The sequence below is a fragment of the Mesorhizobium sp. B1-1-8 genome, assembly GCF_006442795.2.
Classification (GTDB): Bacteria; Pseudomonadota; Alphaproteobacteria; order Rhizobiales; family Rhizobiaceae; genus Mesorhizobium.
Window position 1 is genome coordinate 2,888,517 of record NZ_CP083956.1, and the last position, 24,794, is coordinate 2,913,310.

A 24,794-nucleotide genomic window follows, 5' to 3' on the forward strand; every position below is an offset into this window, starting at 1 on the left:
CGTCGGGATATAAAGAGTTCTTTATATCGTTATCTGATTTCGTTCAAGCAAATGAGTGACGGCTGCGTCTTTCAATGCGCGGTCTTCACCATGTCCACCTGGGTTTCGGTAATCTCGTCGTGCAGTATGTGTTCGAGCCGGTCGGCGACCATCTGGTCGTCGCGCCGGATTTCCCGCTTCCATGGCTGGCGGCCTTTCAGGACGCCCGATTCATCGACGATCTCGGCGACATATTCCTCCTGGCGGTAGGCCATCACATGGACGCCGGCGACGCCCGGGATTTCCTTCACCTCATTGATGATGTCGATGCAGAGTTGCTTGCCTTCCTTCTTCTGGTCCTGCGCGCCTTCAAGCCGCTTGATGATCGCATCGGGGATGTGGATGCCGGGCACGTTGGAGCGGATCCATTTCCCCGTCTTGGCGGAAGCCAGCGGTCCGACGCCGCACAGGATGAAGACCTTTTCGGTGTGGCCGAGATCACGCGCCTTCTGCATGAAGGTCCTGAACATCGGCACGTCGAAACAATACTGCGTCTGCACGAACTGCGCGCCGGCGGCGATCTTCTTGCCGAGATGGATCGGGCGGAAATCATAGGGCGGCGCGAAGGGATTGACGGCAGCGCCGAGGAAGACCTGCGGCGGCGTCGTCAGCTTGCGGCCGGACAGGAACTTGCCGTTGTCGCGCATGATGCGGACGGTTTCGAGCAGCGACATGGAATCGAGGTCGAACACCGGCTTGGCGCCGGGCTGGTCGCCGGCCTGGACGCCGTCGCCGGTGAGGCACAGCATGTTGGCCACACCCATCGCCGCCCCGCCCAGCACGTCGCCCTGGATGGCGATGCGGTTCTTGTCGCGGCAGGCGATCTGCATGATCGGGGCATAACCCATGCGGGTCAAAAGCGCGCAGATGCCGACCGACGACATGTGGCAATTGGCGCCCGAGGCATCGACCGCGTTGATGGCATCGACCCAGCCGTCGAAGATCTTGGCGCGGTTGTAGACGTCTTCGGGGTCGGCGCTGTCGGGCGGGTTGAGCTCGGTGGTCACCGCGAACTCGCCACGGCGCAGCACGCGCTCCAGCCGGCCGCGCGAAGAGTGGCCGGGCAGGGGATCGAGCGGCAGATGGATTCCCGCCGGATTCTCGTCGCGCTGGCGGCCGATCATGCCGGGGCTCCGGGCTTCTGCGCGGTTTCGCGCGCGGCGGCCGCCTGCGCGGTCACCCTGAGCCAGGCGGAGGTTTCGCGCAGCGACTGATCGACCGGCTTCTGCACGGTCAGGATCCTCTCACCGTGCACCATGTTCTGTGAGCCTTCCCAGGCCTTGACCCAGACGCAAGGCATGTCCGGCTCGACCTCGCAATTGCCGTTGGCGCGCACGCCGCCGCAAGGGCCGTTGCGCAATTGCTTCGGGCAGTTCATCGGGCACGACATGCCGGTCGACGACAGGATGCACTGTCCGCACATGCGGCAGTCGAACATGAAGCCTTTTACGCGCTTTTCCACAAACTTGACCGGCGCCTCGACGCGGCCGTAGCCGATACCCTTCCACAGCGGATGCAGCAAAAGGAAGGTGTCGGCGAACCTTGCGTAGAACCACTCCAGAAGGCGCGAATGGCGGATCGACCACAGCCGCACGGCAAAGGTGCGCTGGACGCGCCGCTGCGGCGACACGTCGGCCGGCTTGTAGTCGGATTTCGGCGCCGCCTTCTTGACCAGCGTGGCCTGGGTAACCCCCGCGCCATCCTTGGCAGGAACAGTCTCAGACATTTTCTTTCCCACCCGCCTTGACCAGGGCGACCAGCCGCTCGCGGTCGTATTTCGCGTCGAGATCATGGAGTGCCTTCTCGGCCTCGGCCTCGATATCGTCGCCGACCGGAACCGGATCGGCCTTGCGCCACTCGGCCAGATAATCGTCGGTGCCGCCTGCGCCGGTGCGCATGGCGCACATGTCTATCGCCTCGGTGAAGCGCAGCGGCAGCTCGCGCTTGGCGTTCTGCCGGCCCTTCTTGACGATGACCTGGGCGGGGATGTCGCGCCAATAGACGACGATCAGATCGGCCATGAATTCTCAACTCCTCGATGTTTGGAGCATTGCCGCATGCGTCTTGGCGCCGCTTGTTATGGGACGACGCGCGCGCCTTCAAAAGCGACGCTGGTGGCGCGGCGAAGCAAAGGCCAAAATTCGCCGCCGGCTTATTACCAGACGCCGCTTGTCACACCCGTCCAGAGATAGAGCCAGATCGTCGGGTGAAACCATTGCTTCGAGGGCAGAGCGGGATCGATCGTTTCAAGCTTGCCGGCCAGCGCATTCTCAACCGCCTCGACGCAGATGTCGCGCGAAAAAGCCGCCTGCCGCAACGCATAGCTGGAGATGGTGTCGCCTTGCCGGGGCTTGCCGCGCGCCTGCTTCAGCACGCCGCCGGTGTCGACGCCGGCATCGACCAGATGCACGGTGGTGCCGAAATTTTGCGGATCACCGGAAGCCAGCGCCCAGTAGCCGCCATTCATGCCGCGATATTTCGGCGCGATGCCGGCGTGGTAGTTGAGCACCGGGCAAGGCATCCTTGCGAGCGTGCCCTTCGACAACAGCCTGCAACCGGCTAACAGCACGACGCCAGGCCTGATCTCGTCGATCGCCTGCAGGCATTCGGGCCCGTCGGCGGAAGACACATGGACGATCGTTTGGCCCTGGCGCGGCTCCGTCTCGAGCTTCTCTTCGGCAATCAGCCGCGCGGCATGGCCGGCGAACAGCCGCTTGCCCAGCCTGGTCAGCACCATGGTGCCGAGCTGGCCGATGGCCGAAATCCAGCCCTGGCGTCGGGCTCGGCCGAGCAGCAATCGCTTTTTGGATTCAGGGGTTTCGAGGATGACGTTGACCGGGCCGACACGGTCGGCAATGGCATTTACGATAGCCCAGATATGCGGGCCGCCTTCGGTGACGACCACGATCGGCCTCAGGCTGGATTCCGACGCCGCCATGGCAAGCACCCGCTCTCAAAAATCGAGGCCCATGCTAGGGAGGGCGGGTTAATCCTTGGTGAGCCGGAGCCGTCGATCAGGACATAAGAGGCTCTGAGTCAGCGCCTGAACTCTATGATGTCGAGCTTCGATTCGTAATAGGGCGCCGGGAATTCGATACGCCATTCGCCGGCGCCGTTGCGGAAGGCGTAGCCGACCTGGTCGGTCTCGGGGCCGCTGCCATAGGGCCTGGCCTTGTCGTCATTGACCGAAAACGAGCCGAGATAGATGGCGCGCTTGTCGCCATCGTCGAAGAAGCGGCCCACGGTGCGTTGCGAGCCGCTGGTCTTTTCCAGCCGCCAGCCGGAACCGTCGTCGCTCACCTTGCATTTGAACCAACCATAGATGACGAGCGGGCTCAGGCCGCCTGCCTTGATGGTGCGGCACTGCCAATTGCCCGTCAGGTCCTTGTCGGAGAACGCCACCAGCGGCTTGGCAAGCAGCGTATCGAGCTCTCTGACCTCGGCCGGATCGCCGGCCTTTGCCTCCTCGAGCGCGGCTTTGCGCGTCTCGCCATATTTGTCGAGCCGCGCCCTGTCGGCGGCGGTGATCAGCTTCTGCACCTCGCCATCGGCATGGGCCGGCAGGGCGAGGCAGGCGAGACCGATTGCGGTAAGCAGGAGGCGAGGGGTCATTGGCATGCTTTCCCTGATCGACGGCTGGAACAGCCGGTTCCATCTTCTGGTGCACAACTTACCCATTCGCGGCTGGCTGTCATCCGTGCTTGACAGCACCGGATCGGAAATTACGGTTTTGATCGATGCGGATCTTGCTCACGGGATCGTCCGGCTGGCTGGGCAGCGCGCTGGCGCCCCGGCTGAAGGCGCTTGGTCATCAGGTGGTCGGTCTCGATCCCGTTGCGTCGGCGCAGACGCAGGTGGTCGGCTCGATTGCCGATCGCGATTTGGTCCTGCGAACGGTTGGCGACAACCGCATCGAGGCCATCATTCACAGCGGCGCCCTGCACAAGCCGAACATCGAGCACCATGAGAATGCTGACTTCGTCGCGACGAATGTGCAGGGGACGCTCAACCTGCTCGACGCGGCAGTAGCATCCGGCGTCCAGCGCTTCGTCTTCACCTCGACGACATCGTTGATGATTTCACGGGCCATCCGCGCCGGCTTGACCGGCGGTGCGCGCAAGGCCGCCTGGCTGACGGAGGAGATGTCGCCGGAGCCGCGCAATATCTACGGCGTGACCAAGCTTTCGGCCGAGCATCTTTGCCGCCTTTATCATATCGAGCACGGACTGCCGGTGGTGGTGTTGCGCACCGCCCGCTTCTTTCCGGAGGCCGACGACATGGCGCACGCGATCGAGCAATCGGACGCCAATACAAAGGCGAATGAATTGCTGTTCCGCCGGCTGACGGTGGAGGATGCGGCGGAGGCGCATGTCGCCGCCTTGGAGAAGGCACGGGGCCTTGGCTTCGACATCTTCATCATCTCTGCCCCGACGCCGTTCCGGCCGGAGGACTGCGAAGCGTTGATTGCCGACGCGCCGTCGGTGGTTGCGCGTTATTTTCCGGATTATCCGAGGCTTTATGCCAGGCAAGGCTGGACGAGGTTTTCCTCGATCGACCGGGTCTACGATCCGTCGCGGGCAAAAGAGAGACTGGGCTTCGTCTGCAGAACGAGTTTTGCCGATGTGCTCGCGGCGCTGGCGGTCGAGTAGAAGCGCCACTATTGTCGCGAAGGTTCCGCGGGAGGTGCGCTTGGGTGTCACGATTCATTTTGAGGGACAGCTGTCCAGCGAAGAGCAGTATGCCGCGCTGTCACAGGAAGTCGAAGCGTTCGCCGTCACCCGAGGCTGGCCGATTCGCGAAATAGAAGAGGCTGAAATGGCTCTCAGCCGGGTCATTGATGAGCGCGAAGTGGATTATCTTGGCCCGGTCATAGGAATAAAAGTTCTGCCGCACCCCAGGTCGGACCCATTGCGGTTCGAATTCGACCGACATCTCTTCGTGCAGCAGTATTGCAAGACCCAGTTTGCCGGGTCTGGCGCCCATATCGAAATCATCGAGCTGCTTCGTAAAGCTGCCCCTCTTTTCGACAAGTTCGATGTTTTTGATGAAGGCGAATACTGGGAATCCGGCGACCGCTCAATTCTGCAGCGAAATCTCGACACTGTCGAAGCCATGATTGCTGAGGGTATGCGCAAGGATCCAACGGCAAGGGGGCCAATCCGACTTGAAAGCGGCCGCGTTATCGACTTCGTGTCGGATCCCCCACCGGGAGCCGAATAAGCCGAAGCCGAGCGGCTAACGCATGTCCACCGGATGTGCCGCAGCTCGCGCCAGCCCTGCCGTCAAATCACCATAGCCGGTCCGTCGGCGCTCATAGGCGAGGCCGAGCATCGCCGCGGCCTTCTCGGCGACCTTGTCGAGCTCCGGATCGTCGGTCTGGGCGAGATAGACCAGCTTCTCGTAATTGCCGAAATAGTCCTTGATCAACTCCGGATGCCTGTCGAGGCCGAGCGGCTTGATGAAAAAGGCCTCGAACTGGCGGCAAAGGAAATCGGTCATGTAGAACGACATCATGTCGTCGTCGGCGACCTTCGCATAGGCGTCCATGCCCTGGTAAAAGGCAAAACAGTGCGGCCCGGCCATGCGCTCGACGCCGTGCTTTTCGATCACGCGGTCGAGCAGGCCGCCGGTGCCGCAATCGGCATAGCCGACGAAGATGTGCTCGTAGCCTTCCGCCTTGGCCTTCTCGATCGCCTTGTCCATCGCCGGTGCGATGCGGTCCGGATAGAAATGGAACTCTGCCGGTAGGCAGGTCAGTTCGAGATGGTCGAGCTTTAGCTGTTGCTTGACGGCCAAAACTTCGCGCGCAATCATCCCGCAGGCGATGACGAGCAGCCTGTCTGTTTGATTCGGTTCCGTTTTTTGCGTCTTGACCAAGTCGGGCCGGCTTTCGCTGCGGGGCTTAATATCTGTCGAGGGAGACACCGTCCATGAAACTGCTACGCATCGCGCCGATCGCCATCCTGGCCAGCGCGCTTGCACTCACCGCCTGCGCCAACACCATCCGGGGCGTCGGCAAGGACGTCAAATCGACGGCAAGGGCGGTCAAAGACACTGTCAACTGATCGGCAGCCTCGCCTATCATCTGGGAACAAAAAAGCCGCGCTGCAAGGCGCGGCTTTTCTTGTCGATCCATCCTGATGCCCTGGTCAGGCGGAAGCGCGAACGTTGTGCTTGCGCTTCATGTAATCCTTTGCGGTCTCGACCGCCACCGCCGCGTCGCGGCAATAGGCATCGGCGCCGACGGCCTTGCCGAATTCCTCGTTGAGCGGCGCGCCGCCGACCAGCACGACGTAATCGTCGCGGATGCCCTTTTCCTTCATCGTGTCGATCACGACCTTCATATAAGGCATGGTGGTGGTGAGCAGCGCCGACATGCCGATGATGTCGGGCTGGTGCTGCTCGATGGCATCGAGATATTTCTCGACCGCGTTGTTGATACCAAGATCGATGACGTCGAAGCCCGCACCCTCCATCATCATGCCGACGAGGTTCTTGCCGATGTCATGGATGTCGCCCTTGACGGTGCCGATCACCATCTTGCCCTGCTTCGGCGCGCCGGTGGCGGCGAGCAGCGGGCGAAGGATGGCCATGCCGGCCTTCATGGCGTTGGCCGAGAGCAGCACTTCCGGCACGAACAGGATACCGTCGCGGAAATCCTCGCCGACGATGCGCATGCCTTCGACCAGCGCTTCGGTCAGCACCTTGTAAGGCGCCCAGTTGCGCTCGAGAAGGATGTTGGTGCCTTCCTCGATCTCTTCCTTCAGCCCGTCATAGAGATCGTCGTGCATCTGCTGCACGAGCTCGTCGTCGGAAAGCTCGGAAAGGATGATCTCGTCGTCGGCCATTTTTTCTCGGGCTCCTTGCCGCTCGGAATGAGCGCGGCAGCTTAAAATCGATGCGCCAATACCTAACCCGCGAGGGCCGGGTGTCCATAGCTGATTTGCGACTTCCCGCAAAAGGAAAACGACCGCAAATCTATTGGAATTCTTGTCGATTTTGCGACAGGCGTTGGCGCTGGCGGGCCGTTTCCAATAAGGTGCATGGCTACGATCCGGCGAGCAGTAGCGGTGTGCGGCCGCAGGCGAATTCGTCGAACAGTTTCAGGGAAGAACGATCATGAGCGAGAACGCGGCAGTCGACCAGGAAGCGTCAAACGCACGGCGTGGACGTGGTGCCAGCGGCGGCGCGGCGGCCAGGCGCGCGGCGCGCTCGGGCGGCGGTCCGGGCACCCAGCTCACCTACATCAAGCGCAAGATCAACGTCTATGAGGTCCTCAACGAGGAAGGCCTGGCGCTGATCGAGAAGAACACCGACACTGTGCTGGAAGAGATCGGCATCATTTTTCGCGATGACGCCGAAGCCCTGCAGTTGTGGAAAGACGCCGGCGCCGAAGTGAAGGGTGAGCGCGTGCATTTCCCGAAGGGGCTCTGCCGCTCGCTTCTGAAGACCGCACCGCCCATCTACACCCAGCATGCGCGCAACGCCGAGCGCTCGGTGCAGATCGGCGGCAATGCGACCGTGTTCGCGCCGGTCTATGGACCACCCTTCGTGCGCGATCTCGACGGCAACCGCCGTTACGCGACGATCGAGGATTTCCAGAATTTCGTGAAGCTCGCCTATATGGCGCCGTCGATCCACCATTCGGGCGGCACGGTGTGCGAACCGGTCGACGTGCCGGTCAACAAGCGCCATCTCGACATGGTCTATTCGCATATCCGCTATTCGGACAAGCCGTTCATGGGCTCGGTCACGGCGCCGGAACGGGCCGAGGACACCGTGGCGATGGCCAAGATCGTGTTCGGCGACGATTTCGTCGAGAACAACACGGTGCTGACCAGCCTGATCAACGCCAACTCGCCGATGGTGTTCGACGAGACCATGCTCGGCGCGCTGAAGGTCTATTCGCGCCACAACCAGGCCTGCATCGTCACGCCCTTCATCCTGGCCGGCGCGATGAGCCCGGTGACGGTGGCCGGCACGCTGACGCAGGTGCTGGCCGAAGTGCTGGCCGGCGCCTCCTTCACTCAGTTGATCAGGCCGGGCGCGCCGGTGCTGTTCGGCACCTTCGCCTCCTCGATCTCGATGCAGTCGGGCGCGCCGACCTTCGGCACGCCGGAGCCGTCGCTGGTCTCCTATGGCGCAGCGCAGCTCGCGCGCCGGCTCGGCCTGCCGTTCCGCACCGGCGGCTCCCTCTGCGCTTCCAAGATACCGGATGCGCAGGCGGCTTACGAGAGCGCCAACACGCTGAATTCGACCATCCTTGCCGGCACCAATTTCGTGCTGCATTCGGCCGGCTGGCTCGAGGGCGGGCTCGCCTCCTGCTACGAAAAATTCATGATGGACATCGACCAGCTCGGCATGACGCAGAAATTCTCCGAGAGCGTCGACCTGTCGGAAAACGGACAGGCGATGGACGCCATCCGCCAGGTCGGTCCAGGCAGCCACTATCTCGGCTGCGACCACACCCAGGCCAATTTCCAGACCGCCTTCTACCGCTCCAACATCGCCGACAACAATTCCTACGAGCAGTGGCTGGCGGAAGGCCAGAAGACGGCGCCGCAGCGCGCCAACGAGCTCGCGCGGCGCTGGCTGGAAAGCTACGAGGCGCCTCACCTCGATCCGGCCATCGACGAGGCGCTGAAGGACTTCATCGCGAGGAAGAAGGGTTCGATGCCCGACGCCTTCACGTGAAAGGAGCCCGAGTCAGGCGGGGCTAAAGTCGCCAACATCATCCACAAGGAAGTCTGGCGGAGCGCATTCTCCGACCCGGACAAGAAGGGATGATACTTGCGCGCGGCTCGGCCGAGATAGCAGCCGCGCTTGCCGGCGATGGTCTCATCCTGCGCGGCGGGTTCATTTTTGCCGAGGGCGAGGCAGCGCCGGCCGGCATTTCGGGCGCGCAGGCCAGATCGGTCCTTCTGGTCGGGCAGGCGGGTGCGGCACCCTGGCCGCATTTCCAGCGCTGGCTGGAACGGCAGGCGAGTGGGATCGCCAATCCGCTCGATACATGGTCGCGGCAGGTGATCGGCGCTCTCGCTGATCAGTTCGGAGCAAGAGCTGTTTCCCCCTCCGACCGCCCCTACCTGCCGTTCCAGCAATGGGCGATGCGGGCGGAAGGGCTGAAGCCGTCGCCACTCGGCATCCTTATGCATCCCGAATACGGGCTGTGGCACGCCTATCGGGGGGCATTGCTCTTCGAAGACGAGCTTGCGATCGCCGATCCTTATGTAGCGGTTCACCTTTGCGATACATGCATCGATAAACCCTGCCTGAAAGCCTGCCCGGTCGATGCCTATTCCGAGCAGGGCTTTGGCCATGAAGCCTGCCGTGGCCATGTGCGCAGACCGCGCGGCGGGCCCTGCCGCACCGGCGGCTGCCTCGACCGCAACGCATGTCCTTACGGCACGGAATATCGCTATCCGCCGGAGGTGCAGGCCTTTCACATGGCGGCCTTTGCCCGGCTTTGAGTGAAAGCCGTTAGTCGCACGAAATCTTGAACGACAGGTTTGGCGATTCTCTTGCCCAACCAGCCTCAGCCGATATCTATCGCGCCACAGCGGAGGGCAGGATGGCTAAGCAAGACATCGGGATCGAAACCAGGGACGGCAAGGCGAAAGCCGGATTGTTCCGGCCTGCATCAACAGCCAAGGCCGGCGCCATCCTTTACATGGACGCCTTCGGGCCACGCCCGGCGCTCGATGAGATGGCGGAGAGGCTCGCTGGCGAAGGCTATGCCGTGCTGGTGCCGGACCTGTTTTACCGCGATGCGCCCTATGGTCCGTTCGATGCCAAAACCGCCTTTGCTGTGGAGGAAACGAAAAAGGCGCTGATGGCGCTGGTCGCCGGCACGACGCAGGAGATGACCATTCGCGACAGCGCCGCCTTTCTCGACGCATTTGCCTCCGAAGGTATTGACGGACCGATTGGCGTCGTCGGCTACTGCATGGGCGGCGCGCGGGCGCTGAATGCTGCGGGGACCTATCCCGACCGCATCGCCGCCGCGGCGAGCTTCCACGGCGGCAATCTGGCAAGCGATGCCGCCGACAGCCCGCACCGCAAGGCAGCCTCGCTCAAGGCGCGCGTCTATGTCGGTGTCGCCGGCGTTGACCGCAGCTTCCCGCCGGAGCAGTCGGCCAGGCTGGCGGAAGCATTGCGCGTCGCCGAGGTCGACCACACGATCGAGAATTATGTCGGTGTCGGCCATGGCTGGTGCATCAAAGACCACAGCCTCTACGACGAGGCCGGCGCCGAGCGGCACTGGAAAAGGCTGACGATGTTTTTTGGTGAGGCGTTGGGCTGAGCCACTTTCTCGCGCCGTCGCGCTGCCCCTGATCCGCCCTTTGGGCGTTCGTCGTTCGAAAAGCCAGTCAGTTGGCTTTTCGCCCGCTGCGCGGACCACTCCTCACCTCTCCCGTGAACGGCAGGGCTGTCCGGGGAAAGTTATTCATAATCGAAGCCCAACTGGTTTGGGGATGTTCGATCCCTTCGGCGGCTCGAATTGATCGGAGGCGGCTTGTTGATGGCCTCGATTCTTCGGCGCTCGAGCAGGCATTGGCTAACCAGATCGGTGAAGCGCAGGATGGGCATGGCGATGCGGTAGGTCCGGGCGGCGATGCGCAGCAGCGCATAGGCGATCATGGCGGCGAAGAGCTGCAGGCGGATGGCGTTGTCGTTGTTGCCGAGGAACCTGCGTATCTTGAGATGCTGTTTGATCCAACGGAACAAGAGTTCGATCTGCCAGCGGCCCTTATAGAGCGCGGCAATCTCAACGGCCGGGCGCTTGAGATCGTTGGTCAGCAGCGTGATGGTGTCGCCGTCCTGGCGCTTGACGATCAGGCGGCGCAATTTGATCGGCAGCTTGCAGTGGGTTTTGCCGGCAAGGCTCACCTCAGCGTCGTCGAGAACGGTGAAGCCGTCGCCCCGCGCGACCTTGACGGGACGTTCGGAGAGCACCTCGAGCCCCATGTTGGATTTGGGTCGGGTGACGAAGAAAGCTTGGGCTGCGGCGATCTGCGTCCACCAGCCGTAATGGCAATAACCCTTGTCGAACACATAGGTCGCGCCCTTCTCGATGGCGATCGTGCGGCCGACCTGGGCATCGTTGACGTTGGCATCGGTGATGTCGAGGATGCGCGGGCAATCGGCGTTGGGATCATAGACGACGTGCATCTTCATGCCGCGGATGCGACCGTTCGACTTGGCCCAGCCGCACAACTTGCCGAGCGGGATCGGTGTGGAATCGATCAGCCGCAGCATAGCGGTGCCCTCACGGCGTGTCTGCCGGTCGAGTTGGTTGGCGAGCAGGCCGAAGATCTCGGCAAAGACGGCGACGGGGCGCCTGCGGCCGGCATCCGACAAGGTCGAGCGCCGCAACACGTCACTGCCCAGATGGTAATGATGCTGGCCGTTGGCGTTCCAGCCGGCTTCCAGGCTGCGAAGGCTCGCACTACCGCTGAGCTGGGCATAGATCAGCACCATGAGATGGTCCCAACTTCTGAACGACTTGTCGTAGGCGTCCCCGCCATGGCTATCCACAATCGTCTGGAAGCGGCGGCGATTGATCGGTTCAACCAGCTTGCCAAGAATGCTAGGCGTAAAGCGCATGCCCCGTCCCCTTTCTGAGTCTCGACAACCAGAAGGTAGACGGAAAATCCCCGTCTTACGGGGCATGCGCCTGCGGCATTTCGATTCACCAAACACTTTCCCCGGACAGCCCTGCGTGAACGGGGAGAAGGAAGAAGCTATAAAAAAACTTTCCATCACCCCAAGGATTAGCCATTAGCCTTCGTCCAATAGGCAAATGACGGCGATGATGCTGGACGACAGCGAAGCCTCCGATGCCGATTTGGTCGGGCGGGCGAGGGGCGGAGACAGGGGGGCTTTCGGCAAATTGCTCGAAAGGCACTATGGCTTCGTCTATCGCGCCGCCTATCGCTGGTGCGGCAGGAAGGCCGACGCCGAGGACATCGCCCAGGACGTCTGCGTGAAGCTCGGCCGGGCGATCCGCGACTATCAGGGCAGCGGCGCCTTCACGACCTGGCTCTATGCCATGACGCTGAACGCTTCGCGCGACATGATGCGCAAGCGCGCCCGCGACACCGCTAAGGCCGACGCCTACGGCGCCTATGCGCTAATCGCGGGCGAAGCGTCGGCGGAGAGCGATGATCCGACTGAAGCGCTATGGGCAGCGGTGCGGCTACTGCCGGACAAGCAGCGCGACGCGGTGCTGCTGGTCTATGGCGAAGGTCTCAACCACGCGGCGGCGGCGGAGGTGATGGCGCTCTCGGAGACGACGGTTTCCTGGCACATCCATGAAGCGAAGAAACGGCTGAAGGTGCTGATGCGTTCAGCCGGGGAAGTGTGACCATGGTCGACGACAACGAACTCGAAAGGCTGCGCGACATCACAGCACCGGCGCCGGACGACGAAGCCAAGGGGCGTGCCCTGGCTGCCGCGATGCACGCCTTCGATATGGAAGAGGAAAAAATTTCGACGGCTGCCCAAGGAACGGCGGCGGGCCTTCGTCTCACGGAGCGAGCAAGAAAGCTCTGGAGAGAAATCATGCAACGCAAACTCATTGCCACGCCGGCGATCACCGCGCTGGTTGCCCTGCCTATTGCCGGTTATGCCGCCTTTGAGATGCTGAAGGAACAGCCGCCCGTCGGCGGCAACGACACGGTCACCGAGACCTTGGCTGACATGCCGGCGGCGCAGAAGCCTGCTCCGGAGCAGCCCGCGATCAACGAGCCGCTGGCAGCGGCGCCCGCAAATGAAAAGAAGACAGACGCCGACGCCGAGACCCGGGCCAATTCACAAGTGGCGGCGCCGAAGCCGGCGACAGAGGTCGACGGTCTGCTCAAGCAGGAGGCTGCGCCGGAGGCCAAGCCTGCTCTGCAACCTGCGCCAGCAGAGAGTGGCCAACTCGCAGCCGGCGGCAAGGGCGGGTCGTCCAAAAGGGTGATCATGTCAATGACACCGCCGCCTAGCGTCGATGAGGCTGAGCGGGCCGACAAGGCGCCGGCAGGCAGCGCGGCCGCCGTTCCAGCGTCTCCGCCAGCCGTCGCCGATTCCAAGCTGATGGTGCAGCATGCGCCAGTACCTGTCGATCAGATCCAGCCGCAAGAGGAAAACCGCGACCGCGTCGAGACCTTCAAGACCAATCCGGTGCACGAAACCGCCCAGGATCCGGTCTCGACCTTCTCGATCGATGTCGACACCGCTTCCTATTCCTTCGTGCGTCGCTCGCTGAAGGAAGGCACGCTGCCGCAGGCCGATACGGTCCGCGTCGAGGAGATGATCAACTATTTCCCCTATGGCTGGAAGGGACCGGACTCGGCTTCGACGCCGTTCAACTCGACCGTCACCGTCATGCCGACGCCCTGGAATGAGCACACCAAGCTGATGCATGTCGCGATCAAAGGCTTCGACGTGAAGCCGGCCGAGCAGCCCAAGGCCAACCTGGTCTTCCTGATCGACGTGTCGGGCTCAATGGACGAGCCGGACAAGCTGCCGCTGCTGAAGTCGGCCTTCCGGCTGCTGGTCAGCAAGCTCAAGGCCGACGACACCGTCTCGATCGTCACTTATGCGGGCGACGCCGGCACGGTGCTGATTCCGACAAAGGCGGCCGAGAAGCAGAAGATCCTTGCCGCCATCGACAATCTCACGCCGGGCGGATCGACGGCCGGCGAGGCCGGCATCAAGGAAGCCTACAAGCTTGCCCAGCAATCCTTCGTCAAGGACGGCGTCAACCGGGTGATGCTGGCCACCGACGGCGACTTCAATGTCGGCCAGACCGATGACGAGGATCTCAAACGGCTGATCGAAAGCGAGCGCAAGACCGGCGTGTTCCTGTCGGTGTTCGGCTTCGGCCGCGGCAATCTGAACGACCAGATGATGCAGACCATCGCCCAGAACGGCAACGGCACGGCAGCCTATATCGATACGTTGGCCGAAGCCGAAAAAGTGCTGGTCGAGGATGCCTCCTCGGCGCTGTTCACCATCGCCAAGGACGTCAAGATCCAGGTCGAGTTCAACCCGGCCAAGGTGTCGGAATATCGGCTGGTCGGCTATGAGACGCGGGCGCTCAAGCGCGAGGATTTCAACAACGATCGCGTCGATGCCGGCGATATCGGCTCCGGCCATTCGGTGACAGCGATTTATGAGATCACGCCGAAGGGCAGCGGCGCCGAGCGGGTCGATCCACTGCGCTACGGCCAGGCGACGGTCGACAATGGCGGCGTCGCCAATGCGGGCGAATATGCCTTCATCAAGATCCGCTACAAGCTGCCGAACGAGAACGTCTCGAAACTCATCACCACGCCGGTCACTGCGGCTAACGAGGTCTCGTCCTTCGACGAGGCGGGTGCCGACCAGCGCTTCTCCGTCGCGGTTGCCGCCTTCGGGCAGAAGCTGCGCGACGAGGACCAGACGGCGAATTTCGGCTACGACCGCATCCTGGAGATCGCCAGCGCGGCCCGTGGCGCCGATCCCTTCGGCTACCGAGCGGAATTCCTGTCGCTGGTGCGGTTGGCCTCATCGCTTGGCGGCAACAAATAGCTTTCGCATAAGAATGCAAAAAAGGCCGGCAGGGAGTGTCCAGCCGGCCTTCTTACGATCGTTAAATTGCGCGGCTTTTCCCAAACTTCATCGCAATGAGCTTTTGTTAGTCGAAGCTGATAGAGGGGCTGAGGGCTGGAATTGCATATCACCACAATTGGGACCGCTGGCTGGACGGCGGGCAGCGCGCCGACACGGGAAGCGACCGCTCCGTCAGCCGAATCCGCGCGCATCAGAAATGATGTCGACGCCGCTCGCAACACCGCGCTTTCGGCGCTGAACAACGACCGCTTCCGCGTCATGCTCGAACAGATCAGCGATCCGCACGCATCGGATGCGTTGATGACGATGGGCGCTCATGGCCAGGATAAGGCCGGCACCGACATCAACACGGCCCTGTCGCGCTACGCCGAGAGCGGCGACTAAGCAGACATTCTCAGGCGCGGCTGCGCCGGCGCTCGCGCCGGGCTTCGCTGGTCTCGGCGCCATTGGCCGTCGCCACCTTGTTGCGCATCGGACCGATGCGCTCGACGATCGTCTCGACGGTCGGGCGCGCCGACTTTGTGTGGGCGTCGAGCGCCTTGCGCATGGCGGCGAGGTGGGCGAACGAGGTGCCGCAGCAGCCGCCGACGATTTTCGCGCCGGCATCGACCGCCAGTCGTACATAATCGGCCATCAGTTCGGGCGTGCCGGAGTAATGGATCTCGGTGCCGCGGAATTCGGGGATGCCGCAATTGCCCTTGACGATCACCGTCGCTTCCGGCTTTGCCGCGGTCATGTCGAGCAACGATGCCAGGATGTCGGCGGCGCCGACGCCGCAATTGGCGCCGACGCCGAGCGGCCTTTCGGAAAGCCCTTCGGCAACGCCGTGGATGTCCTTCGGCAACAGCCCCATCATGGTGCGGCCGGCGGTGTCGAAAGAACCGGTATAGGTGTAAGGCAAGCCGACGCGGATGGCGGCTTCAGCGGCGGCGCGGATCTCGTCCGGCGCCGACATGGTTTCAATCCAGGCGACTTCGGCGCCGCCGGCCTTGAGGCCTTCGATCTGCTCGGCAAAGGCATCGACCGCCTCGTCATAGGTCATGGCGCCGAGCGGCACCAGCAATTCGCCGGTCGGGCCGACCGAGCCGGCGACGATCACCTTGCGGCCAGCCTTGTCGGCGACGGAACGGGCGATCTCGGCGGCGCGCTTGTTGAGGTCATGCACGCGGTCCTGCGCGTGATGCAGCTTCAGCCGATGGCGGGTGCCGCCAAAGGAATTGGTCAGGATGATGTCGGCGCCGGCATCAACGAAATTCTGATGCAGGCTGACGATCGTGTCGGCCGCCGTCTCGTTCAGCAACTCCGGCGCCTCGCCGGCCTCGAGGCCCATCGCGAACAGATTGGTGCCGGTGGCGCCGTCGGCCAGCAGCACGCCCTTTTCGGCAAGCAATGCGTCGATGGGATTGATCGTGGTCATTGGCTTGGCTTTCATGTCCTGAATTCGAATAAGGATATAAAGAAGTCTTTATGTCCAGTCAATGCGTTTGCAGGCGCGCAAGCCGCATCAGGCAGCGCTTGACGGGAAGGACATTCCAGCCAGCTTTTGGGTGAAGCTTGCCGCCTCATGCGCGTTGATGTCGGCGGCGCGGATCAGATTGTCGAAATGACTGGTCAAGGTGCGGACCGGCTGGGTGGAGTTCAGCACTATGTACATGTCGCCGACATAGATGGCGGCGCGATAGGGACCGAAGATGGTGTAAGGGATCGAATAGCGCATACGCCCGTCATAAAGGAACAGGCGGAAGGTCGGGTAGAGGTCGTCCAGCAGGGTCGCCATGTGCAGAAGCTGCTCGCGACGGTCGGCTTCAGGAAAACGGTCCCAGATGCCCAACCCGCGCGCAAAAATTTCCAGCGTATGGCGCGGCATGCAGACTTCCATGTCGGTCTCCGGCCGCCGGTTATAGTCGATGCGGTATTGCGTCTCGCCGGCCTGCGCCTCACGGCTTTTGTTGGCGATGCGGGCCTCGTAGTCGACCAGCGCTTCGGTGCGCAGCAGATCCGGAATGCCGGCCGGCACGTAGCGGATCTTCGTGCCGGCCGCCTCGGCGTGCCATTTGGCGAGCAGCGTGCGATCGAACCCGTCGGGCGCCTCCTCGATCTCGAGGCTCTCACGGATTTCGCCGGTGACGCCCTCGTCCTGAGAGAGCCCAAGCAGCCAGTCCAGCGACACTTTGAACTCGGCGGCGATGTTGAGAAGCGTCTCGGCGCGGGGCAGGCGGGTCGAGGCGCCGGAAAGCAATTGCGACAGTGCCGAGCGGTCGATGCCGACCGCGGTGGCAAAGGCCGACTGGTTCAAGTCGGAACGTGTCAAGAGCAATTTCAGGCGGTCTCGGAAGACCGTCGATAGATCGCGCTTGTCCATCACGTCACTCCTTCTTCGGAGAGGAAAAATTTGCGCTGAGACCATTCCAGTCACGGCTCAGGCGTAAATAAATCCCCGATACTGTTTACAATGTATAACACATGCGGCCAGGAATGCGCATTCGCAACAGTTTGTGCGCTTTGTCGCGTTGCGGCAACGCGATGCTCCTGACACAATGCTGTCAGGAATCAAAGTGGTTCCGGCGACTGGAAGGCAGTGGTCGATAGCATGACGAGCATGAAAAAGAGACGTAGCAGTGCACCGGCAATCGAATGGCCGACAGTCTTCCTCGCACTCTTCTGCTACGGCGCATGGCTCGCCGCCGGTTTCCTGCTCTGGCCTTCCTATCCGCTGATCGCGCTGGCTGCCCTGGCGCTGATCGCGGCGCTGCAATCCTCGCTCATGCATGAAGTGCTGCACGGACATCCGACCCGCAACGCCAGGATCAACGAAGCTTTCGTCTTCCTGCCGATCGGCATGGTCTGGCCATTCCGCCGCTTCAAGACGATCCATCTGCGTCACCATGCCGATGAGCGGTTGACCGATCCTCTGGACGATCCGGAAAGCTATTATCAGGCGCTCTGGATGCATGAGGAATTGCCTCCGGCGATGAAATTCCTGCTGAAGATCAACAACACCATGGTCGGCCGCTTGTTTCTCGGCCCGTGGCTGTCCTCGATCGGCTTCTTCATCGATGACGCCAAGCAGATCGCTGCCGGCGACAAGGCGATCCGCAACGCATGGCTGCTGCATGCCATCGGCCTTGCCCTGTTGGTGCCGATCGTGACCTTCGGCTTCGGCATCCCGCTCTGGCTCTACATACTGGTGCCGGTGTGGTTCGGCCAGTCGCTGATCTCGATCCGCACCTATGCCGAACACCAGTGGTCGGAGCATCCGGAAGGACGCACGGTGATCGTCGAGCGCTCGCCGCTCTCCTTCCTGTTCCTCAACAACAATCTGCATTTCGTCCATCACAAGAGCCCGACAGTTGCCTGGTACAAGCTGCCGAAACTGTTCCGCGATCGCCGCGACGAGTGGCTGCGGATGAACAATGGCTATGCCTACCCGAACTATTTCGCGTTGCTGAAAGCCCATGCGTTCAGGGCCAAGGAGCCGATCGTGCATCCGGTGCTGCGGCGCACGCCCGAGCCCGGCCGCGCCTTCAAGCCCCGCATCAGGGCGCGCAACGTCAATGGGCTTGGGACGGCTCCGGTACCCGCCGAGCCCCCCAAAGAGTGATTTGCGCGACAGCACTTGCGCGTTAGGCTGGCGATATTTCAACAGCTCGTCCATCTTCGCACATAATGGTCAGACTTACGGCATGAGCGAATTCATTGCAGGCTTGCCGATGTATGACTGGCCCGAAGCGCGCGGCGAGGTCGACGCGCAGTGGGCGCAGCTGCGTGACGCGTTCCGGCAGAGAGGCGTCGATGCGCCGGACATAATCGTGCGCCGCAATGGCGACCTGCCGCCGGTGCCGGGCGGCATTCGCAATACCGCAGGAGAACCGATCGCGCCCGATCCGGCAACGCTGCTTGCCGACGACCTCGATTTTCATCATCTTTGGCTGCATCCCGCACTGCTGTTCGCGCAGGCCTGCTGGGGGCCGATGGAACTCGGGCTCGCCGAACATGTGCAAGTGGTCGGCCAGCCAAGCTACGACGGCTTCGAAGGCGGGCAGGGCGAGCTCTATTCCAGCGCATTGGTGATGCAGGCCGACGGCACGGCGTCGGTACCATCGCCGGCGGACGGCAAGTCGCTCATCCCGCTCGACCTCATGCGTGGCAAACGCTTCACCTTCAACAGCCTCGATTCCATGTCGGGCATCATCGCGCTGACGCGCGATCTGGCGGCAATGGGAAAGGGCCTCGACATCTTCGCTTCGCATGGCGAAAGCAGCGGTCATCGCGCCTCGATCATCGCCGTCGCCGAGGGCAAGGCTGATGTCGCCGCGATCGATTGCGAAAGCTGGGCGCTGGCGCAGCGTTTCGAGCCGGCGGCGCAGAACGTGAAGGCCGTCGGCTGGACGGCAAGGCGCAAAGGCCTGCCTTTCATCACCGCCAGGACAACGCCGGCAAAGATCGTTGCCGCTATGCGTGACGCGGTCGCGGCTGTTGGCCGCGACAGATCAGAGCAGCCGCTGATCCAGCGGATAGGCTGAGAGCTTTTCGTTGCCGGTCCCGGTGATCAGGATCTGCTCCTCGATCTTGACGCCTTCCTGCCCGCCCAGCCTGCCGATATAGCTCTCGGCGCACAGCACCATGCCGGGTTCGAGCACGCCGTCCGGCGTGTCGTCCGTCCAATCGCCGGCATGCGGCAGCGTCGGGTATTCGTCCGCCAGTCCGACGCCGTGATAGAGCACGCCGTATCGTGCCGGAAAGCAGTCGCCGGGCGGCACCGCCGAGCGCTCGACGAGGTCGCGGAAGGAGATGCCCGGCCGTATCAATTGCGTGTTATGGGCGATCTGGTCGGCGGCGATGCGGAAGAGGCCGCGCTGCTCGTTCGACGGTTTCCCGTCGCCGCAGAGCCAGGTGCGCGAGAGATCGGCGCAGAAGCCATAGGGACCGATCAGGTCGGTGTCGAAGGCGACGAGATCGCCATCTTCGATAACGCGCGAGGAGCATTCCTGGAACCAGGGGTTGGTGCGCGGTCCCGACGACAAAAGCCGGGTCTCGATCCATTCGCCGCCGCGCGCAATGTTGCCGCGATGCAGTTGCGCCCACAATTCGTTCTCGGAGATGCCGGGCTTGAGCGCTTGTTCCATCTCGCCCATCGCCGCCTCGCAGGCGACGATGGCGCGGCGCATGGCCAGGATCTCGTCCGGTGATTTGATCAGCCGCGCATTTTCCATCACCGCCTCGCCATTGCCGATGGCGATGCCATGGCGGGCGAGCTCCCCGACGCCTTCTGGATTGATGTGGTCGACGGCGATGCGGCGATTGCCGCCGCCATGCTCCGTTACCAGATCGGCAATGCCTGCGGCCCAGCGGCGGACTTTGAGTTCGGTGAGCTCGCCACTGTAAAGATAAATCCACGACACGGCCGGACGCACCTCGTCGACGACGCCGACATGGTCCGACAGGTGCTCGCAGGAGAAATAGTCGAACAGCACCACCGGACCTTCCGTCGCGACGAAACAGTGGCGGGTCCGGTTGTGCGCCACCCAGGGCTGCATATTGGTCGAGTCGGTCGCGTAACGGATATTGACCGGGTCGTAGAGCAGGGCGCCGGCATAATCGCGGCGCTTCAGCTCGGCGCGGATGCGGTCGAGCCGGTATCTTCGCATTGCAGGCAGGTCGGGCGCGGCGATGCCGGCCGCTGCCCACTCGGCTTCCGCTTGCGCGCCGTAGCCCAGCACATGCTGGTTGAGCGACGCCGCCTTCCGGCGGGAGGCGTCGCGCAGCGCATCGACGGAGCCGGGTTCGAACGGCATGATCTTGCGATGGCGGCCGAAGCTTCCCCTGGGTGCCGCGCTGTCCATCGCGAAACCTTAGGTCCGCATCTTCTCACCGCTCGGGTCGAAGGGTGGTTCGACATTGATGCGGGCCGGGCGGCGATGGCCGAGGATCTCGATCTCGAACAGGCCGGCGCTTTCGTCCTCGGCAAGCGCTGCCGGCACATAGCCCTGCGCCATCGACTTCTGTACATAATGCGCAAAGCCGCCCGATGTGACCCAGCCGACGACGCGCCAGTCGCCGTCGACGATGCCGCGCACGGCGGACGCGCCTTCGGCGGCCTTCGATCCGCGCACTTCCTTGCCGGCCGTGTCGAAACGCGGCGCGCCATAGCCATGCGGTTTTTCCACCGTGCCGTAATCCTTGCTGACCTTGGCCCAGATCGGCTCGTCGCCCATCACGTCGGCATCGGCGGCATCGACGACGAAGGAGACACGGCGCAGTTTTGGTCCGTCGGCCTGTTCTTTCGCCGCTGCCTCGCGGCCGATAAAATCGTTCTTCTCGAGCTTGATGAAGCGGTCCATCGAGCCTTCGAACGGCCCGTAGATCGGGCGCAGTTCGCGGAACCAGGTCGGGAAGTTCTTTTCGAGGCGCATCGACAGCAGCGCGCGCATGCCGAAGTCGACGATGCCGAATTCCTCGCCGGCTTCCTTGATCGCTTTGTAGACGAGGCGCTGATAGGTCGGCGCCATCCAGATCTCGTAGCCGAGGTCGCCGGTATAGGTGATGCGGTTGACCATGCAGGGCGCGCCGGCGACCGCCATCTCGCGGAAATCCATGAAGCGGAAGGCCTTGGTCGAGACGTCTACGTCCACTAGTTTCTGGAGCAAATCCCGCGCGCTCGGGCCGGCGATGGACAGGCCGACAAGGGTCTGATCGAAGCGATGGATGCGCACCGATCCGTCCTTGGGCAGGTGCTTCTCGAACCAGCGCATATGATATTTCTGCGCGGCAGACGAGCCCCAGATCATGAAGCGGTCTTCTCCATTCCTTGGGCCGGCCTTGGCGATGGTGAAGTCGCCGATCAGCTTGCCGAACTCGTTGACCATCGGGGTGAGCACGATACGGCCAACCTTCGGCATGCGGTTGGTCATCAGCCGGTTGAGGAAGTCTTCCGCGCCCGGACCTGACACTTCATACTTGGCGAAGTTGGCGATCTCGGTGACGCCCACCTTCTCGCGCGTGGCGCGCACTTCCTCGCCGATCGGGCCGAAATCGTTGGAGCGGTGGAAGGAAACGATGTCCTTCGGCTCGGTGCCCTTCGGAGCGAACCAGAGCGGGGTTTCGAGACCCCACGAATCGCCCATGACGGCGTTGTTGGCGAGCATGGTGTCGTAAAGCGGCGTCGTCTGCGCCGGGCGCGCGGCCGGCAACTCTTCATTGGGGAAGCGGATCGAGAAGCGCCGCGAATAGTTTTCGCGCACCTTGGCATTGGTATAGCGCAGCGTCGCCCATTCGCCGAAGCGCGCCACGTCCATGCCCCAGACGTCGAAGCCCGGATCGCCATTCACCATCCAGTTGGACAGCGCCAGGCCGACGCCGCCGCCCTGGCTGAAGCCGGCCATGACGGCGCAGGCGCACCAGAAATTGGTCAGGCCCTGCACCGGGCCGACCAGCGGGTTGCCGTCGAGGGCGAAGGTGAAGGGACCGTTGATGATCTGCTTGATGCCGGCCTTCTCGATGCCGGGGAAATGCTTGAAGCCGATCTCCAGCGAGGGCGCGATGCGGTCGATGTCGGGCTGCAAGAGCTCATGGCCGAAATCCCAGGGCGTGTTGACCGGCGACCACGGCTTGCAGGCCTTCTCATAGGTGCCGAGCAGGATGCCGTTGCGCTCCTGGCGGGTGTAGATCTCGCCCTTGAAATCGAGCACCCCGATCATCTCGCGGCCGGTCGATTTATTGAAAGCCTCGACCTCGGGCATCGGCTCGGTGAGCAGATACATGTGCTCCATCGCCAGTACTGGCAGTTCGACGCCGACCATGCGGCCGATCTCGCGCGCCCATAGGCCGCCGCAGTTGACGACATGCTCGGCGTGAACCGTGCCCTGTTCGGTGACGACGTTCCAGGTGCCGTCGACCTCCTGCGTCAACTCGACGACGCGGTTGCGCAGCACGATCTCGGCGCCCAGTTTCTTGGCCGCCTTGGAATAGGCGATGGTGGTGCCGGACGGATCGAGATGGCCTTCGACCGGATCCCACATGGCGCCGACGAAGTTGGTCTCGTCCATCAGCGGGAACATCGCCTTGGCTTCCGAAGGCGTGATCAGTTCGGTGTCCATGCCGAGATAGCGGCCTTTGGCGTGGGCAAGGCGCAGGAAATCCATGCGCTCCGGCGTATCGGCCATCATGACGCCGCCGGTCAGGTGCAGCGAGCAGGACTGGCCGGAAATCTCCTCGATCTCCTTGTAGAGCTGCACCGTATAGGCCTGCAGCTTGGCGACGTTGGGGTCGCCGTTGAGCGTATGGAAGCCGCCTGCCGCGTGCCAGGACGAGCCGGAGGTTAGCTCCGAACGCTCGATCAGCATGATGTCCGTCCAGCCGGCCTTGGCCAGATGATAGAGCACCGAGCAGCCGACGACGCCGCCGCCGATAACAACCGCTTTTACGTGAGATTTCATTAGAGATAGGTCCGTTTTCTAAGAGATTGAATCGAAAGAGCGGATGCCATTTCTCCTCCGTCGATTGGGGGAGAGGTGTCGAGCGCAGCTCGACGCAGTGGGGGTCGACCGTTTGCCAGCAACATGGATCAGAAATCGGTCGGCGCGCCGCCTTCGGCGGTGCGCTTCTCGACGAAGGCGTTGAGTTCCTCGCGGATGGCGGGATCGATATAGGGCTCCTCGTAGGAGGCCAGCCGCTCTTTCCACACCCGGTTGGTCTTTTCCAGCGCGGTCGGCGAGCCTGCCTCGGCCCAGGTTTCGAAATTGCGCCAGTCGGAAACGATCGGCGAATAGAAAGCGGTCTTGTAGCGGTCCTGGGTGTGCTGGGTGCCGAAGAAATGACCGCCCGGGCCGACCGACTGGATAGCGTCGAAGCCGAGCGCGGCCTCGGAAAGGTCGAGCGGGGTCAAAAATTCAGCCACCATCTGCAGCAGGTCGATATCGAGGATGGTCTTCTCGTAGGAGCAGCGCAGGCCGCCTTCCAGCCAGCCTGCCGCGTGCATCATCAGATTGCCGCCGCCCTGGATGGCGCCCCACAGCGAGAACACGCTCTCGTACGCGGCCTGCGCGTCGACCGTGTTGGCGGCGCAGGTGTTGGAGGTGCGGTAGGGGATGTTGTAGCGGCGGGCAAGCTGGCCGCCGACCAGCTGCGCCTTCATGTATTCGGGCGTGCCGAAGGCCGGCGCGCCGGACTTCATGTCGACATTGGAGGTGAAGCCGCCATAGCCAACCGGCGCGCCCTTCCTGACCATCTGGGCGAAGGCGATGCCGGAGAGCGCCTCGGCATTCTGCTGCACCAGCGCGCCGGCAATGGTAACCGGCGCCATGGCGCCGGAAAGCGTGAACGGCGTGACGATCACCACCTGGCCCATGCTCGACATCTGGATGATGCCTTCCATCATCGGCACGTCGAGCTTGAGCGGCGAATTGGTGTTGATGATGGTGAAGACCGACGGCTCCTGCATCAGCTGCTCGCGGCTGATGCCGCGCGCGATGCGGGTGATCTCGATGCCGTCGACATTGCGTTCCTTGCCGAGCGAATAGATGTGGAAGACCTTGTCGGTCAGCAGGCTGAGGTCGCGGATGCATTCGAGGTGGCGGACCGAGGGATGGATGTCGATCGGCTCGACCGGATAGCCGCCGGTGCAGTTCAGGATGTTGTGCATCTGCGCCAGCCGCAGGAAGTTGCGGTAGTCGGCCTGGTTGCCCGGCCGGCGGCCGCGATCGAGGTCGGAGCAGTTGGGCGCCGAGGCCATCATCGAGATGATCAGATTGTTGCCGCCGAAGCGCACATTATGCGCCGGGTTGCGGGCATGGATGGTGAATTCCGAGGGGCAGTGTGAGACGAGCTCGAGGATCATGTCGCTGTCGAAGCGCACCCGCTCCGAGCCTTCGCGCACGTCGGCGCCATGTTCCTTCATGATGCGGCGGGCTTCATCGTGCAGCACATCGACGCCGATTTCCCTCAGCACGCGCAGCGAGGCAAGGTGGATCGATTCCAGCTCGTCGTCGGAAACCAGCCTGGTCGGCTGCAGCGGGTTCTTCAGCTGCCGGAACGCCGGCTGCTCGAACGCGGCCGATCCGCCGGCGCGCTTTCCCGCGCGGCCGCCGCGGCGGGCGCGATCGGTAGCCAGTGCCGGTTCGGCGGGTTGAAGGGCAGCGGTCATGAAAGGCCTCGTG

The 24,794-nt window shown here is 62.9% G+C and carries 24 protein-coding genes; 11 read left to right on the forward strand and 13 right to left on the reverse strand.

What is annotated here, in order from left to right; translation table 11 throughout:
- Positions 1 to 71: 71 nt before the first annotated feature.
- The 5 genes from FJ974_RS14025 to FJ974_RS14045 all read right to left on the reverse strand — a co-directional run bounded on the left by FJ974_RS14025 (position 72) and on the right by FJ974_RS14045 (position 3,651).
- Entirely contained in the window at positions 72 to 1,163 is a 1,092-nt protein-coding gene (locus FJ974_RS14025; RefSeq protein ID WP_140530844.1) for a methylenetetrahydrofolate reductase, read from the reverse strand.
- Entirely contained in the window at positions 1,160 to 1,765 is a 606-nt protein-coding gene (locus FJ974_RS14030; protein ID WP_140530847.1) for a methylenetetrahydrofolate reductase C-terminal domain-containing protein, read from the reverse strand. Before FJ974_RS14030 ends, FJ974_RS14025 begins: the two co-directional genes overlap by 4 nt.
- The gene (locus FJ974_RS14035; RefSeq protein ID WP_140530849.1) at positions 1,758 to 2,060 is read right to left on the reverse strand and encodes a virulence factor; all 303 of its coding nucleotides are present in this window, start codon (positions 2,058 to 2,060) and stop codon (positions 1,758 to 1,760) included. Before FJ974_RS14035 ends, FJ974_RS14030 begins: the two co-directional genes overlap by 8 nt.
- Before the next feature lie 134 nt (positions 2,061 to 2,194).
- Complete coding sequence (locus tag FJ974_RS14040) at positions 2,195 to 2,977, reverse strand: formyl transferase (RefSeq protein WP_140530852.1); 783 nt, start codon at positions 2,975 to 2,977, stop codon at positions 2,195 to 2,197.
- A gap of 98 nt (positions 2,978 to 3,075) precedes the next feature.
- Positions 3,076 to 3,651 (reverse strand): DUF4893 domain-containing protein, encoded by a 576-nt coding sequence (locus FJ974_RS14045; RefSeq protein WP_140530855.1) that lies wholly within the window; start codon positions 3,649 to 3,651, stop codon positions 3,076 to 3,078.
- 125 nt (positions 3,652 to 3,776) lie between these two features.
- Between FJ974_RS14045 and FJ974_RS14050 the strand changes: the two genes are divergently transcribed.
- The gene (locus FJ974_RS14050) at positions 3,777 to 4,688 is read left to right on the forward strand and encodes an NAD-dependent epimerase/dehydratase family protein (RefSeq protein WP_140530858.1); all 912 of its coding nucleotides are present in this window, start codon (positions 3,777 to 3,779) and stop codon (positions 4,686 to 4,688) included.
- A gap of 40 nt (positions 4,689 to 4,728) precedes the next feature.
- Positions 4,729 to 5,259: a hypothetical protein gene (locus tag FJ974_RS14055; RefSeq protein ID WP_140530861.1), complete on the forward strand. Its 531-nt coding sequence runs from the start codon at positions 4,729 to 4,731 to the stop codon at positions 5,257 to 5,259.
- A 15-nt stretch (positions 5,260 to 5,274) separates the two neighbouring features.
- On the opposite strand, the gene FJ974_RS14060 is transcribed toward FJ974_RS14055, so the two are convergent.
- On the reverse strand, positions 5,275 to 5,916 hold the full coding sequence (locus tag FJ974_RS14060; RefSeq protein ID WP_140530864.1) for a DUF1638 domain-containing protein: 642 nt from the start codon (positions 5,914 to 5,916) through the stop codon (positions 5,275 to 5,277).
- A 53-nt stretch (positions 5,917 to 5,969) separates the two neighbouring features.
- On the opposite strand from FJ974_RS14060, the gene FJ974_RS14065 reads away from it, so the two are divergent.
- Positions 5,970 to 6,104, forward strand: coding sequence for an entericidin A/B family lipoprotein (locus FJ974_RS14065; RefSeq protein ID WP_140530866.1), 135 nt, complete (start codon positions 5,970 to 5,972; stop codon positions 6,102 to 6,104).
- 84 nt (positions 6,105 to 6,188) lie between these two features.
- On the opposite strand, the gene FJ974_RS14070 is transcribed toward FJ974_RS14065, so the two are convergent.
- Entirely contained in the window at positions 6,189 to 6,887 is a 699-nt protein-coding gene (locus FJ974_RS14070; RefSeq protein WP_140530869.1) for a corrinoid protein, read from the reverse strand.
- Positions 6,888 to 7,158: 271 nt separating this feature from the next.
- On the opposite strand from FJ974_RS14070, the gene FJ974_RS14075 reads away from it, so the two are divergent.
- From FJ974_RS14075 to FJ974_RS14085, 3 genes are all read left to right on the forward strand, one after another.
- Positions 7,159 to 8,733 (forward strand): trimethylamine methyltransferase family protein, encoded by a 1,575-nt coding sequence (locus FJ974_RS14075; protein WP_140530871.1) that lies wholly within the window; start codon positions 7,159 to 7,161, stop codon positions 8,731 to 8,733.
- 89 nt (positions 8,734 to 8,822) lie between these two features.
- The gene (locus tag FJ974_RS14080) at positions 8,823 to 9,509 is read left to right on the forward strand and encodes a hypothetical protein (protein ID WP_140530874.1); all 687 of its coding nucleotides are present in this window, start codon (positions 8,823 to 8,825) and stop codon (positions 9,507 to 9,509) included.
- Positions 9,510 to 9,610: 101 nt separating this feature from the next.
- Positions 9,611 to 10,342, forward strand: coding sequence for a dienelactone hydrolase family protein (locus FJ974_RS14085; protein ID WP_140530877.1), 732 nt, complete (start codon positions 9,611 to 9,613; stop codon positions 10,340 to 10,342).
- 140 nt (positions 10,343 to 10,482) lie between these two features.
- On the opposite strand, the gene FJ974_RS14090 is transcribed toward FJ974_RS14085, so the two are convergent.
- Entirely contained in the window at positions 10,483 to 11,646 is a 1,164-nt protein-coding gene (locus FJ974_RS14090) for an IS4 family transposase (protein ID WP_140539332.1), read from the reverse strand.
- 196 nt (positions 11,647 to 11,842) lie between these two features.
- Between FJ974_RS14090 and FJ974_RS14095 the strand changes: the two genes are divergently transcribed.
- From FJ974_RS14095 to FJ974_RS14105, 3 genes are all read left to right on the forward strand, one after another.
- Positions 11,843 to 12,406, forward strand: a complete 564-nt coding sequence (locus FJ974_RS14095) for an RNA polymerase sigma factor (RefSeq protein WP_140537449.1) — start codon at positions 11,843 to 11,845, stop codon at positions 12,404 to 12,406.
- 2 nt (positions 12,407 to 12,408) lie between these two features.
- On the forward strand, positions 12,409 to 14,598 hold the full coding sequence (locus FJ974_RS14100; protein WP_140537448.1) for a VWA domain-containing protein: 2,190 nt from the start codon (positions 12,409 to 12,411) through the stop codon (positions 14,596 to 14,598).
- Positions 14,599 to 14,739: 141 nt separating this feature from the next.
- Positions 14,740 to 15,024 (forward strand): hypothetical protein, encoded by a 285-nt coding sequence (locus FJ974_RS14105; protein ID WP_226891257.1) that lies wholly within the window; start codon positions 14,740 to 14,742, stop codon positions 15,022 to 15,024.
- 10 nt (positions 15,025 to 15,034) lie between these two features.
- Here FJ974_RS14105 and bmt read toward each other — a convergent pair whose 3' ends face one another.
- Both bmt and FJ974_RS14115 read right to left on the reverse strand, forming a co-directional pair.
- A complete protein-coding gene (gene bmt / locus FJ974_RS14110) occupies positions 15,035 to 16,057 on the reverse strand; it encodes a betaine--homocysteine S-methyltransferase (RefSeq protein ID WP_181177254.1) in 1,023 nt (340 codons plus the stop codon).
- A gap of 87 nt (positions 16,058 to 16,144) precedes the next feature.
- Positions 16,145 to 17,002, reverse strand: a complete 858-nt coding sequence (locus FJ974_RS14115; protein WP_140537444.1) for a helix-turn-helix domain-containing protein — start codon at positions 17,000 to 17,002, stop codon at positions 16,145 to 16,147.
- 228 nt (positions 17,003 to 17,230) lie between these two features.
- Between FJ974_RS14115 and FJ974_RS14120 the strand changes: the two genes are divergently transcribed.
- Together FJ974_RS14120 and FJ974_RS14125 are read left to right on the forward strand one after the other, a co-directional pair.
- Complete coding sequence (locus tag FJ974_RS14120) at positions 17,231 to 18,241, forward strand: fatty acid desaturase (protein WP_140537442.1); 1,011 nt, start codon at positions 17,231 to 17,233, stop codon at positions 18,239 to 18,241.
- 82 nt (positions 18,242 to 18,323) lie between these two features.
- Positions 18,324 to 19,163: a phosphate/phosphite/phosphonate ABC transporter substrate-binding protein gene (locus tag FJ974_RS14125; protein WP_140537441.1), complete on the forward strand. Its 840-nt coding sequence runs from the start codon at positions 18,324 to 18,326 to the stop codon at positions 19,161 to 19,163.
- Here the strand turns inward: FJ974_RS14125 and FJ974_RS14130 are convergent.
- The 3 genes from FJ974_RS14130 to FJ974_RS14140 all read right to left on the reverse strand — a co-directional run bounded on the left by FJ974_RS14130 (position 19,131) and on the right by FJ974_RS14140 (position 24,781).
- Positions 19,131 to 20,483 (reverse strand): M24 family metallopeptidase, encoded by a 1,353-nt coding sequence (locus FJ974_RS14130; RefSeq protein WP_140537439.1) that lies wholly within the window; start codon positions 20,481 to 20,483, stop codon positions 19,131 to 19,133. The two genes, FJ974_RS14125 and FJ974_RS14130, sit on opposite strands and share 33 nt — an antisense overlap.
- Before the next feature lie 9 nt (positions 20,484 to 20,492).
- Positions 20,493 to 23,075 carry a GcvT family protein gene (locus FJ974_RS14135; RefSeq protein WP_140537437.1) on the reverse strand — a complete coding sequence of 861 codons (2,583 nt, stop codon included), beginning with the start codon at positions 23,073 to 23,075 and terminating at the stop codon, positions 20,493 to 20,495.
- 128 nt (positions 23,076 to 23,203) lie between these two features.
- Positions 23,204 to 24,781, reverse strand: coding sequence for a trimethylamine methyltransferase family protein (locus FJ974_RS14140; protein ID WP_140537436.1), 1,578 nt, complete (start codon positions 24,779 to 24,781; stop codon positions 23,204 to 23,206).
- Positions 24,782 to 24,794 lie beyond the last annotated feature (13 nt).